Origin of the sequence: Sulfurimonas sp. HSL3-7 (assembly GCF_039645985.1) — a bacterium.
GTDB classification, from domain to species: Bacteria; Campylobacterota; Campylobacteria; order Campylobacterales; family Sulfurimonadaceae; genus Sulfonitrofixus; species Sulfonitrofixus jiaomeiensis.
Map to the genome: position 1 here is coordinate 1,454,516 of NZ_CP147919.1, position 13,710 is coordinate 1,468,225.

Here is a 13,710-nt window from a genome sequence, read left to right on the forward strand (position 1 = left end):
ACATTTGAAATTTGACAATAAAGAGGTTATTTTATTTGACCTGGACGGTACACTCGTTGACAGTGCACCCGATCTGGCACTGGCCGTAAACCACATGCTGGAGACCCTGGAGCGCAAAACGTTCAGCCATGAAACCATACGGACATGGGTCGGAAACGGGGCGCAGACACTGGTAAAACGCGGACTCTCCGGCAGCAGTGTAATAGATGACGATATCGACCCCGCACTGTTTGCGAAAGCGTTGGATATCTTCCTGGACTATTACGCGCGGAACCTCTGTGTCCGCACGGTGACATACCCCAATGTAGCGGCGACACTCAAAAGCCTGAAGGCAAAGGATTATCGTCTGGTGCTTGTCACCAATAAACCCTATGCATTCATACAGCCTCTGCTCGAAGGGCTGGAGCTGACGGACCTGTTCGAGTTCTGTCTTGGCGGTGACAGCCTGGCCAAGCGCAAACCGGATCCTTTGCCTCTGCTGCATGTCTGCGAACGTCTGGATGTCTGTGCCTCAAAATGCGTGATGGTGGGGGATTCAAAAAACGACATTCTCGCCGCCAACGCAGCCGATATGCAGAGCATAGGGGTCTCTTACGGCTATAACTATGGTGAAGAGATCGGTACCTATGCGCCCGACAGTGTGGTGCATGATTTTAGTGAGATCATAGGACTCTTGGGTGAGGTCCACTAGCACCATGCCTGAAGTCGTGTCGGAAAAACCCAAGATAGCGGTGGTAGGCGGTGGCATTGCCGGTTCGACGATTGCCCTCTATCTCAGCGAGATCGGTCTGAACGTCTCGCTGTTCGAAAAAGGGCCCAGTCTGGTCAATGGGCCGCCTATTTGCCACCTCCATGCGGGCGGCAACCTCTACCGCGACATATCGGATCAGCAGTGTCTGACACTGCTCAAAGAGTCGATCGACCTTGTACGTTTTTACCCCAATGCCGTTGATTACCGCCCGACCGTGATCGCCGTACCGACGGACGACAGCGGTAGGCCGCAGGATCTGCTGCCGCGTTTGAAAAAGCTGCAAGCCGAATATGCCAAGTTGATTAAGTATGATCCGCGAAATAAGGTCCTGGGTGAAAGTGCTGACTATTTCAAACTTTATGACCGCTCTCAGGTCGAAGCCTTGAAAGAGCAGCCGACCGTTGAAAAGCCTCTGCATCTTGATGACTGGATAATACCTGTCGCAAAAAACATCGACCTTGAGAAGGTGCAGTTTCCGCTCATCATGGTGCAGGAGTATGGACTGAACCTGTTTCGTCTCGCCTCAAGTGCAAGACTCTCCCTGGATCAAAAGGAGAACTGTCAGCTCCTGTTGAACCATAAAGTGACCGATATTGCGAAGAGTGCTGAGAAGAGCAGGTGGCTTGTCACGTATCAGCATGAAGGCCGTATACAGCACGAGGCTTTTGATTTTCTGATCAATGCCGCCGGTTTCAAAACGGGCAAACTGGACGATTTGCTCGGGTTCAAACGCGAGAGGCTCGTTGAGTTCAAAGCGGCCTATGTCAGCCGGTGGGACGAGTGTAAGACCACCTGGCCGGAAGTGATCTTTTTCGGCGAGCGCGGTACGCCCAAGGGGATGGCACAGTTCACACCGTATCCCGGCGGTTACTTTCAGCTTCACGGCATGACAAAATCGATCACGCTTTTTGAAGAGGGGCTGGTCAGAAGCTCGGCGCACAGCGCACAGCCGCAACTGGACAGAAAGTTTTTGGACAAAATTGACAACGAGTGGACCCCTTCGGAGGTCAAAACACGCACACGGCTGGCCATCAACCATGTGGCGCACTACATCCCCGCATTTGAGAAGGCAAGCGTCGTCCCCAAACCGCTCTACGGTGCACAGCAGATCCCAGGCCGTGATGCCAGCCTGCGGGCAGCCGACGTCTCCTTTGTCGACGACCATTATGCAAGGTGTGAGATCGTCAAAGCCTCATCGGTGTTGTCCATGGCCGATGCCATCACAAAACAGCTTATCACCCTTGGCTACGTTGATAAAGGGGTGTACGGGAAAAGAGACTTTGCCACCGTCAGCAGACTCGATGACAAGCAGATCAGCCGGTACGCAGAATCACTGTGCCGGGAGAGAAACTATCCGGTCTCATTGACACAAAGAACCGTTGCCAATTAAGCCGAAGACCGTTTTGAACGTCGGGATGAAGCACTTCCCACCCGATGACAAAGAAGCCGCTGTAGGATTCCTGAAAGATGTATAATAAAGATGAGGAACGGTTAAACCGTTTCTCTTGAGCATAGACAGCATAAAGAGAGGGAAGGTAATGGTTGTTCGTTTTCATAACTTGCTCTTTTGCCTCCTGTTGCTGACTTCCGCAAGCTATGCACAGCAGGACCTTAAGATCTCGCACGGCCCGATGCTGGGCACCGTGACCGATAGATCCGCCGCTATCTGGCTCCGGACGACCGTACCGGGCAGGGTGAGCGTCAGGCTCTCCGAGATCAGGCCCTTCGCAAAAGAGCTGATCCAACGAATAAGAACGGACGAAAATTCCGACAATACCGCTGTTTTCCACTGCAACGATCTGAAGCCCGATACCCGGTACCGCTATATTGCCCAGGCTGACGATTCAAGTTACGAAGGCCGGTTCACTACACCTGGCCCCGCCCTGAAGAAGAGGGCACTCCGCGTCGTTTACGGGTACGGCTACAAGCACGCAGAGAACAGGATGAAATCCGGACGTTCCATCTTTATGGAGATGGCATCACGCAAAGCGGATCTGGTCTTTTTCATCGGCGACTTCCCCTATACCGAAACGGGCGCAAAAGAGGAGGTGCGTGAGGGCAACAGAAAGCTCAGAAGCGTCCCCGGGTTCAGGCAGCTTACCGCCTCCACACCGACCTACGGGATCTACGACGACCATGACTTCGGTCCGAACGACTGCGACGGCACACACAAGAACGCCGATGAAGCGCTCGCCGCATTCAAAGAGTACTGGCCCAACCCCTCATACGGGCAGCCTGACAACAAGGGGATCTACACGTCGTTCGTTGTCGGTAACGCAGAGTTTTTCCTGCTAGACGGGCGGTACCAGGCGAGAAAGCGTCAAAAGACGATGCTGGGAAAAAGGCAGTTCGAGTGGCTCTGCAGGGAGCTGAAGAATTCGAAGAGCCGCTACAAGGTGCTTGTCTCCGGCACCCAGTTTTCAAGGGAGAAAAATGACAGCTGGGGCGGCAGGTACTATGTCAATGAACGCGAGAAGCTTTTCTCTTTCATCTTTGAGAACAACATCACCGGCGTGATCGGGATCTCCGGCGACGTCCATCGCAGCGATGTCCATAAGCTGCCGATCGGCAAAGACCGCCTCTTCTACGATTTTACGCCGGGAGCTCTCTCCAGAGTGCATCGTACGCCGCAGATACCGCGGCCTGCCACAACGCTCCACTCCTATGGCAAAAGCGGCGACAACAACATGTTCGGCGAAATAGTGTTCAACCCCTCATCCGACAAGGATGTTGCTGTCGTGTTCAGATCTTTCTCCGCGAAGAACGGGTTGATCTACGAGCACCGTTTGTCGCCTGCTGATCTCGCGATCCAGCCGGCGCCATAAAGGGAGATAGAGAGATGATAGCATTGCGAGGACAACTCTTTTGCAGGCGGAATACGGCATTGAGTATGGATGGCAGGGCATGGTAAGCATAGTCGATTTGCTCAACAGGATCCGGTGGGACAAAGAGTTTGCCAAAGGGGCATTTGTCATCGGCTATGAAGACCATAAGCTAAACCATTATGTCTACGTGCCGTTTAAAGAGCTCCGTTTTGAAGAGGGGGACCACTTCTCCTTCAAGCTCACAAACGAGATGGGCGAACTGGTCACCATTCCGTTTCACCGTGTCCGTGAAGTACTCAAAGACAAAGAGATCATCTGGCAGCGGCACACACGATGACCCAACGCAAACTGCAGTGTAACCCGATATAATATTCGAATAGTTTTAAGGAGTCCACATGATAAAGAAACGACTATTTTGCTCACTGATCGCACTCCTGATTGCCACCTCTGGCCATGCGGAAGAGATCGAAGGATGGGATCTGTTTGACTGGATGGAAGCATCGCTCAAAGGGGAGTGGGTGTTATCGCCTGCACAGAAACAGACAGGGACAGAGTCGTACAAGCATAAGGCGGTACTGCCGCTGGTCGGTACGGATGCCACCGGCGTCGCCTTTAAACTGATCGGTGCCGAAACGACGCTCCAGGAAGACCTGCTGCCCAACACCGCCAAGCAGATGGTCACGATGTACCACTGCAAGGATATCGCCTGTACAACGCTCAAGGCGACGCACTACTGCGTCAAGCAGAACCAGCCGGAGTTCATCGCCAACCTAGATGAAAGCACTCCTGAACGGTTCGTTTTTGACTGCGATATGAGCACCGAACTGTGCCAGTCCGACGAGGACCATGTCCACCGGATCATCCATGAGCTCACCGACAACGGCAACCATCTCAAAAGCTCCTACCTGAGCTGGGAGAACAAGAGACCGAAAAAGATCAGCTCGATCTACCATTTTGACAGAAAGTAGCACCTAAAAACGGGCTAGACGTTTCTGCTTAGATGCAGAGAGGATGGTCCTATCGACTTGAATCAATAGTTGTTCAGCTGGTTCGTAAAGGCGCTGAGATGGTTGTAGCTCCCTTTGAGCAGGTTTTCATAAACGACTTTGAGATCTTCGGGGATGTCAGCGGCAACCAACCCTTCCAGGTCCTCAATATCCACCTCTTCGATCAGCTTGCCGACCTCAAGCGCTTCGACAACTGAAGCCTCACCCCTGATCGTCAATGTATCGTAAAGCGATTGCAGTTCTGCGTTTTCAAAACTTCCGCGTGTCTGCAGGGACGCAGAATAATCCAAATCATATTTTTCAAGCAGTTCGATGACAGAATCCATATGCTGCTGCTCCGATTTGGCAATGTTGCTGAAGATAGTGAGGTCCCATTTGGTATAGAGATACTCGTATACATCTCTGGCCAGCTTCTCCTCTTCCACCATAAAGACCAACCCCTCTTTCTGCGCATCGTTCAACTCTCCAGCGGGGAGGGTGTCGCTCACATTCCCCTCTTTAAGTTCGGCATTGTCCAGATCGGCTTCAGCCTGAGGCAGGTCGTCTTCGGTCAGGGTCTCAATACCGAGTTCGGCGATCAGCTCCTCTTCCAGCTCTGCAACGCTGCTGTCGCTCTCATTATAATCGCGTAACCGTTCTTTGATACGCAGATCGATCTGTTCAAGGTCACTCGTCTGTAACTTAAGCGGTTCGAGCACGTTTTCATTACAGTAGGCGTACAGTTCATCGGAAATCGCGGCGATCTCTCTGTCATTGCCCGGTGTGGCGTTGTTGATCCTGTCGTCATCCAGACCGTATTTTTCCTGCAGCATCGTTCTGACTTCGCTGTTGCTGGCAACGGTATTGACCAGTGTCACCGCGCTCCCCTTGCTGATCGCCAGCTCAAAACCGAGCCTTGCTTCGCCCACGTCAATGCGGTTGTTTCTGTTGGTATCGATATAACCCCCGTTTACGGTTACAGGATACTGCACCCCTTTGGCAAAGCGATAGACCCCGTTTCCGGCCGCTACGCCGCGCTGTCCGCTGTTATCAAGTACCAGTGCACCCAGAACCGGGCCTCGTTCGACGGTAATATCCGTTACAGATGCTGTGCTCTCTTCGCTGCTGTTACAGCCTGTCAATAGTATGGCGGCAACGGCTGCCGAGGTGATCATTGTTTTTTTAAACATCGCTATTCCTTTTGTGTACGATTTGCTCTTTCAGTTATTGTGATGTCGGTTTTAACGTCTTCCCTGCGTGTCCGTATCTTTGGTTCTGGGCATTTGATGCATCTGCTGCATCTGCTGCCTCTGTTGCATTTGATTCATCTGGTTCATCTGATCTTTCCGCGATCTCTCCTGCAGACGTTTTTGTTCTCTGATCTGCGCCTTAAACTGTTCGCCTTCACCTTCCTGCAGTGATGTCCGGGTACGTGTCTGTACCTGTTCCTGCTTCATCGTTCCGGCTTGACCTGCGCTTTGACCCTTTTGGTTGCCGATATCATACGTTGCCTTCTCTTCAGGCGTCATGACCGATATCCTGCTTTGAAGTTCCGTCTTAAAGTCAGCTCTCTCTTCGACCGGCACAGTTCCCCGCATATCCAGGAGTTCTTCCGTGGAATATGAGCTGAAATCTGCCGCAACGGCATTAACGCATAATCCTGCTGCCAAATACGCAGCAATAAGAGATGTTTTCATAGTGTTCTCCTTTATCTGTACGTGTAACAAAAGTATACGGAAGAAGCATTAGTGAAGTGTTATCTGCGAATTATTGTTGCTATACAGAAAAGAGTGTTGCCAATGTATTTTATTAAGGTGGTTAAAAAAAGCGGAGAGAAACATAAAGGTGCAGGCTGATTTGCGAGTAACGTCCGCAATGAGCGTAGTCTCAGCGCTTACTTGCCAAAACGGATGAGATCTGTTTCGTTGTTGATCAGACCGCCGCGGTTATAACGGCTCGAAGGGTTCCAGAGAAGCCATCCGCTGCAGTTGGTGTCGTCGCTGGCGCGGATCTGTTCTTTGATCTCAAAAGCATTGTAGTGCTTACGCGAGAAGGCGTAGTCTTTAAAATATTGCAGCCACGGGCGCAGGCGCACCGGTTCGACGGTCTCTTCCATCTTCAGTAGCGAGGCTTTGATGACACGGTAAGGCTCAAGCGAGGGGTCCTCTATACCCAGGATGCCTCGGTTGAAACCCGAAGGGTAGAGCATCGGAGCCAGATAGTCGGCATGCGTGGCAAGCACCCCGGTCTGATGGCCGATGTTGGTGTCGGTGTCAGTGTTCCAGGCGACATATCCGTAGGTGTCGACCGAGAGAAAGGTGCCGTAGGGGCGCAGGCGGTAGGCGGCTTTTTCGATAAAGTGGTCAATCGCTTTAAGACGGTTCTCCTGAATGTTGACCTGCGAAAACACCAGGTCCGCCTTGGCCGGGAAACGGACATAGTCGAAGTTGATCTCGTCGAAACCTTTTTGTGCCGCATCGACAGCGATGCTGATGATGTAGTCCTGCGCCTCTTTGTTGAAAGGGTCGACCCAGGCCATCTTGGCCGCATTGCGCCAGACCGTGCCGTCAGGACGCTTGACAGCACGCTCGGGATGGTGTTTCGCACTCAGCTCATCTTTAAAACAGACGATACGGGCGATGGTGTAGATATGCTTCTCTTTGAGCTTTTTCATATAGCTGTCGATATCTTTGATAGTGCGGTAGTAGTGTGCATCCATCGCGCTGGCTGCTTTGACCGACGTCTTATAGGACATCTGACCCTGTTCGCTCTTGACATCGATGACCAACGCATTCGCCTCCGTCCTTTCGATGAGCCGCATCGCATTTTTAAAGCTTTTTGTTTTCGGGCTCGCTGCCCAGAACGAAAGGTAGAGCCCTTTGACCTTGAGCGGTTCGATCTCCAGTTCTACGGCAGAGCTGTTGATGTCCCAATGATAGGGACGGTAGCCATAGGCTTTGACGTGTGCAGCTTTGGAGCGGTTCGCATCAAACGATACCGTGCCGTTGGCATCGGAACGCGTCAGCGTATAATTTTGGATGAATTGGGCATTGGGGAGCGGTTCCCGGGTGTGTTTGTCCACCAGAACGACCTCTTGGGCCATAAGAAAAAGGGGAAATAGAATTATCAGAAAGCGCATATGAACTCGATTGATTAGTATTACAAATTATAACACTGGAGCTTTGAATCTAAGAAGTGGTATGGATGAAGATCCTGTTTTGTCAGAAAATCGTAAGATTAGTCAGATCGAAGTTGAGTAGTTTATGCCGCGGCAGGCAGGGTATCGCACTATCTTTTTCCGCAGTCGGTCTGCGAAGAACCGAATTGTCAAAAAACATTCGAAAAGTGCTGCAATCACTACTCGCGTATGTTAAGAAAGTAGTGGAGGCTCGCTTTGGACCACGCCTTGCTCTGCGCAAGGAAACTGTCGATATCATCAGCGACCTCTTTAAAGTCCCCGTTCAGAGCGCTTTGCTCGCGCATAACATCGATCAGGGCTTTTTTACCCGCCTCCACGACATCCTGAGGGTAAGGGTAGATCTCGACTCCTTTCTCCTTTAGCGTTTCCAGGGCCTTCATGTTCTCGAAATGAAATTCACTTGCCATATCGGTGTTCATCTGTGCCGATGCCATCTCGATGATGGCCTGATGTTCACTGGCGAGCTTGTCCCATTTATGCTTGTTAAAGGTCAGTTCCAGAATAGAGCCCGGTTCATGCCAGCCAGAGTAGTAATAAGGTGCCACTTTATAGAAGCCCATTTTGAGGTCAAGCGCCGGCCCCACCCACTCTGTCGCGTCAATGACACCGCGTTCGAGCGAGGTATAGATCTCGCCGGCCGGCAGCAAGACAGGGTTGACCCCGAGCTTGGAAAAGACTTCGCCGCCCAACCCGGGAATACGCATCTTCAGCCCCTGCATGTCAGAGAGCGACGCAATCGGCTTTCTGTACCATCCGCCCATCTGTATGTTGGTATTGCCGCCCATAAAGGGATGCAGGTTGTATTTGGCGTAATGCTTTCGCCAGAGTGTCATCCCGTTGCCGTAGAGCATCCATGAATTGATCTCTTCTGCCGTCAACCCGAAGGGGATACCGCTGAAAAGCGAAAAGGCGGAGTTCTTTCCTTTCCAGTAGTAGGGGCCGGAATGAAAAGCGTCGATCTGACCGCTGCTGGCCGCATCAAAGACGGCGAGGGCAGGGATAAGTGTGTTCTTCGGATAGACCTTGATCTCCAATGAACCGCCGCTGGCCCTGTTGACATTTTCGGCAAACCTGTCGACGCCGGTCCCCATGATAGGAAAGTGCGCCGGCCACGACGTCGCCAGGGTCAGTTTGGTCTTTCTGTTGCGGTTGATGTTGACATGCTTATCGTCATCGCTCTTCTTACCCGGATGTTTGGAGTAGTCGATGGCCTGACGGTTGGAATCGTTGCAGGCGCTTAAAAGCCCTGCGGCGGTTGTAGCAGCGGCCGCTGTTAAAAAATCTCTTCTTCTCATATCTATCCTCTTTTAGTAAAGTCTCCGCCGTTGATGCTTCATATCTTGCCCTGATGGTGCTTTGCGCACCATAAAGCAGCGTCGGTTAAAAACAGAAAGCAATTTCTGTTTTAGTTACGCCTTTGGCGGTTTTGAACCTTTCTCACAAAGTCTCCGTCGCTGGTGCTGCGCACATCTTGCCAATGTGGTGCTGAAGCACATCACATCGTCGCGTCGGCTAAACAATGCAAAGCAGTTTGCATTGTTCTTTACGCCTTTGGCGGTTTCGACCCTAAAAAAGCCAAAACAAGGATACCGCTCGCATAGCGATGTTTCTTTAGGGCAGTTGGCTTTTTCAAAAAGTCTCCGTCGCTGGTGCTGCGCACATCAGCTCTGGTTTCGACCCTAAAAAAGCCAAGCAGTTGGCTTTTTCTTCACGGGTCTCACATAAAAGCCAGGACGATGGCGTAACAGGTGAAAAAGATCAGATGGGAGGTTCCCTCAAAATAATTGGTCTCACCGTCATCAGTTGTTTTCCAGGCAAGAATGATCGTCAATATCAGCGCCCCGATCTGCAGAGTGTTGAAATCCAGCGTCAAGGGGTGCTCTGTCGCATAGGACATCGCCAGCAATATCGGCACCGTCAGCATGATCGATACGGTGGATGCCCCCATTGCGATGTTGACGACACGCTGTATCTGGTCATTTTTGGCCGCCTTGATGGCCGTGATGATCTCGGGAGAAACCGAAATGATCGCAATGACGAGACCGGCCAGACCGACAGGAAAATTGTAGGCAGAAACCAGCTGCATCCCTTCATTGGCGAATATCTCGGCAATATAGCCGATCATCGCGATAAGCATGAAGATCGCAACAAAATTGAAGGGCGTGTTCATCTTTTCAAAAAGGTCTTCGTCCGCCTCTTCATCTTCCTCGTTTTCATTCAGACGATTTTTAAACCTGAAAATACGGCTTCTCGCAGTGGCCTTGAAAAAGTGTGAGTGCGTCTTGGTCTGAAAGATAAAGATAACGATATAGAAAATAAAAAGGACCGCTGCGATCAACAAGCTTGCATTGGCAAGGTCGTCGGAATTGCCGGTCGTATAGTGCAGAATACTCGGCACCAGCAAAGCAGACGAAGCCACCAGCAATATGGTCGTATAGGTGCTTGATGTGTCTTCATTGTGTTCCTGCGCCTTAAATGCCAGACCGCCGATGAAGACTGCCAGTCCGAGCAGAACGTTCATGTCAACGATGACGGCGGAGATGATCCCCCCTTTGACTGTCTCCATCGCATCGGGGTTATGCCCGGCTTCCAAGAGAATCAGAAAAAGCAGGATGATCTCGACAATAACGGCTGAAAAGGTGAGGACAAAACTGCCGTAAGGCTCATCCAGTCGCTCAGCCAGCACCTCCGCGGCTTCGGCAACGGTGAGCGAGAGCAGGGCGATGCTGACGGCGGCAAAAAGTGTCGCCATATAAGGGTTGCCTAAATAGTGAAATACAAAGGTGAGAAGGGCAAAAAATAGACCGATAATAGCGGTAGCATGGTGGTCATAGATAGTCGATAAAATACTCCGCCGACTGGGCACAGGTTTCAATACATGTTCTCCTAGAAAAGTGTTAACTGTTCACTGTTTCGGCTTACTTCGCCGTTTTGCAAAATGCTCTTCTCCTGTTCAGCGATCAGGGCAAAATGGAAGGATGCCGATTTTAGAATTTCTATGACATCCCGCTGTGACTCATAGGTGAATATCCCCTCTATATTTTCAAACGGTTTGGCTTTTGCCTTGGGCAGGATATAGATGATCTTCGCCCAGTTGGCCTGACGTTTCAAAAACGAGATCTGCGAAGGGACAAGCTCAAAATCCGGCTCAAAGATAAGCACACGGTCGCTTGCACCGAACTCTTTGATCTTCAGCTCTTTGTTCGTAAAGACCGCTTCAAAGTTATCGATAGGCGTAAATGCGCGCAGACGGTAGCCGATCCCGTTTATCTTGTAGAAGTTTAGCAGCCGTTCCAGGTAGGAGATGAAAAACGGCGAGAGCAGCTGCCTCTCGTAAAAAACATCGTCAAAAATAAACGAGGTCTCAAAGAGCGTCTGTTCAACGATCGTGATCTCATCTTTATAGGAGGAGGGCAGTGTTTTCGAGCTGACAAAAGTGTCCCTGTCAATCAGTTTCGGGCAAAAGAGCACGTTCGACTTGGCATCGGCGTTCCAAAGCGTCATAAAGTCATTTTTGATCGATTGGCCCAGGACCAAAAGATTACTGTCCGTCATGATCTGACGGGCCAGCTTAATGGTAATAAGATCCGTCTCATAGACGTTAAGCTCTTTTTGGATCAGATGGAAGCGCAGCAGACGCATCAGGGCATCGTCAACGTCGTCGACTTTGATCCAGGCGATCTCGTTATCGGCGATCTGTGTCGGTCGGTCAAAGATGATGCCGTAGGCACCGTTGAGAATCGCTTCATCGATCTCGGCATTATTGAAAGCAATGAAAAGATTGCCGCGCTTCACCTTTTTGGCATTGAAACTGATACCCTCAAACCGGCTTACGAAAGGCTGATTCTGCAGGGTTCCCTGAGTCAGGGCGAGAAGATTTTCAAGTCTCATAGGGTTAGGAAAGGGTTATCCAATCGAGGCACCCGCTTTACGTGGTTTTTCCGGACGAACAAGACAGAGTCCCTCATCGTCTTTAGCCGCCAGCAGCATGCCGGCAGAAAGAATACCCATCAGTTTTGCCGGTTTGAGATTGGCCACGACACAGACCTGCGTGTTAAGCAGCTCTTCTGCGCTGTAGTAATCTTTGATACCCGCAACGATCTGACGCAGTTCACCTTCGCCAAGATCCACTTGAAGTTTGAGAAGCTTCTTGCTTTTTGGAACCTCTTCGGCTTCAACGATAGTGCCGACTTTCAGCGTTGTGTTGAAAAATTCGTCGAATGTGATCAACCCGGCAGCTTCTTCTTTCGGCGCTTCAGCTTTTTTACTCTCTTTTTTGCTCTCTTTCGGTTTTTCTGCTTCCATCATCGCCTTCGGCGCTTCGGGGATCAATGGCTCGTCAACACGAGGGAAGAGCGGTCCGACCGGCTTGATGGTAAAGGTGGCAAGCAGTTTTTTCTCTTTTAGAAGACTGTTATAGCTTTCTGTGTCGATCGTAAAGCCGAGAGTATCGGCAATGGTATTGGTCGTTTTAGGCATGAACGGGTGCAGCAGGACAGACGCTTTTGCTAAAACATTCGCTACCAGGGCCACCGTGGCCAGAGCCTCATCAGTTTTTCCCTCTTTGACTTTTGTCCAAGGTGCATGTGCTTCGATCGCTCTATTTCCGATGGTAAAGACCTTCCAAAGCTCTTCCAGGAAACGGTGTGTCTGGACTTCATCAAGGAACTTCTCGACATTGTCCAATATCTCGTACATCTCCTCAAGCTCGGCAGCATGGTACTTTTCTACATCAACAGAGTCGACAAGAAAATCACTGTATTTGCCGCTCATACCGATAATACGGTTAAGCAGGTTACCCAGATCGTTGCTCAGGTCAGAGTTGATACGGTCGATAAAAGCACGCTGGGAGAAGTCCCCGTCCTGGCCGAACGGTACTTCGCGCATCATAAAGTAACGGAGGTTCTCGGCACCGTATGCATCGGAGACCTCTTTAGGAAAGACCACATTGCCTTTGGATTTTGACATCTTCTCACCGTCGCGCGTCCACCAGCCGTGGGCTGCGATATGGCGCGGAAGCGGCAGATCCAGGCTCATCAAAAATGCCGGCCAGTAGATCGCATGGAAACGCAGGATGTCTTTTCCGACAACATGCATCTGCGCAGGCCACAGGTGCATCTTGGCTTCATCCTGACCGTAACCGAGTGCCGTCACATAATTGAGAAGGGCATCAAGCCAGACATACATCACATGTTTGTCGTCATTGAGCTCTTTGGGCATCGGTACGCCCCAGCTGAATGAAGTACGCGTGACAGAGAGGTCGTGCAGACCGCCTTTAACAAAGTTGATCACCTCGTTGCGGCGCGATTTCGGCAGAATAAAGTCAGGCGTTGCCTCATAAAAGTCCAGGAGCTTCTGCTCGTACGCGGAGAGTTTAAAGAAGTAGCTCTCCTCTTTGACCGTAGTAGTCGTACGGCCGCAATCAGGGCAGAACTCGCCGTCGATCAGCTGAGACTCCGGAAAGAAGGTCTCGCAGCTTACACAGTAGTTGCCCTCATACTCACCCTTGTAGATATCGCCTTTATCAAACATCTTTTTGAAAGCGTACTGCACGCCTTTTTTGTGGGCTTCATCCGTCGTACGGATAAACTGGTCGTACGAGATCTCAAACTCGTCCCAGAGGTTTTTGAACAGTGCCGATATCTCATCTGCAAACTGCTGCGTCGGCTTGCCGGCTTTGAGTGCCGACTCCTCTATCTTCTGGCCGTGTTCATCCGTGCCGGTCAAAAAGTATGTCTCTTCGCCTTTAAGACGAGAGTAGCGTGCCAGCATGTCGGTGATAAATGTAGTGTAGGCATGACCGATGTGGGCTTCGCCGTTAACATAGTAGATCGGGGTCGTGTAATAATTGCTCATAAGTTCTCTCAATAGTAAAATTCAAAAGCGCAAAGCGCCTGGGCTCCACGCCGAATGTAAATCGGCGTCAGCGTAAACAAGGGATGGAACACC

Annotated in this window: 12 protein-coding genes; 5 read left to right on the forward strand and 7 right to left on the reverse strand. The window is 50.9% G+C overall.

The genetic code is table 11. The features are described 5' to 3' along the window. Positions 1–4 precede the first annotated feature (4 nt). The 5 genes from WCY20_RS07360 (at position 5) to WCY20_RS07380 (ending at position 4,544) form a co-directional block, all read left to right on the forward strand. Complete coding sequence (locus WCY20_RS07360; RefSeq protein WP_345973974.1) at positions 5–691, forward strand: phosphoglycolate phosphatase; 687 nt, start codon at positions 5–7, stop codon at positions 689–691. Positions 692–695: 4 nt separating this feature from the next. Continuing rightward, entirely contained in the window at positions 696–2,141 is a 1,446-nt protein-coding gene (locus WCY20_RS07365) for an FAD-dependent oxidoreductase (RefSeq protein WP_345973975.1), read from the forward strand. A gap of 148 nt (positions 2,142–2,289) precedes the next feature. Further along, positions 2,290–3,576 carry an alkaline phosphatase D family protein gene (locus tag WCY20_RS07370; protein WP_345973976.1) on the forward strand — a complete coding sequence of 429 codons (1,287 nt, stop codon included), beginning with the start codon at positions 2,290–2,292 and terminating at the stop codon, positions 3,574–3,576. A gap of 40 nt (positions 3,577–3,616) precedes the next feature. Further along, a complete protein-coding gene (locus WCY20_RS07375; RefSeq protein ID WP_345973978.1) occupies positions 3,617–3,913 on the forward strand; it encodes a DUF504 domain-containing protein in 297 nt (98 codons plus the stop codon). A gap of 58 nt (positions 3,914–3,971) precedes the next feature. Beyond that, on the forward strand, positions 3,972–4,544 hold the full coding sequence (locus WCY20_RS07380; protein WP_345973980.1) for a hypothetical protein: 573 nt from the start codon (positions 3,972–3,974) through the stop codon (positions 4,542–4,544). Positions 4,545–4,606: 62 nt separating this feature from the next. On the opposite strand, the gene WCY20_RS07385 is transcribed toward WCY20_RS07380, so the two are convergent. From WCY20_RS07385 to metG, 7 genes are all read right to left on the reverse strand, one after another. Further along, positions 4,607–5,752 (reverse strand): DUF2202 domain-containing protein, encoded by a 1,146-nt coding sequence (locus WCY20_RS07385; protein ID WP_345973981.1) that lies wholly within the window; start codon positions 5,750–5,752, stop codon positions 4,607–4,609. A 51-nt stretch (positions 5,753–5,803) separates the two neighbouring features. Further along, positions 5,804–6,259 carry a DUF1104 domain-containing protein gene (locus WCY20_RS07390; RefSeq protein WP_345973983.1) on the reverse strand — a complete coding sequence of 152 codons (456 nt, stop codon included), beginning with the start codon at positions 6,257–6,259 and terminating at the stop codon, positions 5,804–5,806. Between the two features lie 197 nt (positions 6,260–6,456). After that, the gene (locus tag WCY20_RS07395) at positions 6,457–7,701 is read right to left on the reverse strand and encodes a putative glycoside hydrolase (protein WP_345973985.1); all 1,245 of its coding nucleotides are present in this window, start codon (positions 7,699–7,701) and stop codon (positions 6,457–6,459) included. 218 nt (positions 7,702–7,919) lie between these two features. Continuing rightward, the gene (gene dctP, locus WCY20_RS07400; protein ID WP_345973986.1) at positions 7,920–9,056 is read right to left on the reverse strand and encodes a TRAP transporter substrate-binding protein DctP; all 1,137 of its coding nucleotides are present in this window, start codon (positions 9,054–9,056) and stop codon (positions 7,920–7,922) included. A 422-nt stretch (positions 9,057–9,478) separates the two neighbouring features. Next, positions 9,479–10,627 (reverse strand): sodium:proton exchanger, encoded by a 1,149-nt coding sequence (locus WCY20_RS07405; protein ID WP_345978232.1) that lies wholly within the window; start codon positions 10,625–10,627, stop codon positions 9,479–9,481. Between the two features lie 20 nt (positions 10,628–10,647). Next, positions 10,648–11,652, reverse strand: coding sequence for a hypothetical protein (locus WCY20_RS07410; RefSeq protein ID WP_345973987.1), 1,005 nt, complete (start codon positions 11,650–11,652; stop codon positions 10,648–10,650). 15 nt (positions 11,653–11,667) lie between these two features. Beyond that, positions 11,668–13,617, reverse strand: coding sequence for a methionine--tRNA ligase (gene metG / locus WCY20_RS07415; RefSeq protein WP_345973988.1), 1,950 nt, complete (start codon positions 13,615–13,617; stop codon positions 11,668–11,670). Positions 13,618–13,710 lie beyond the last annotated feature (93 nt).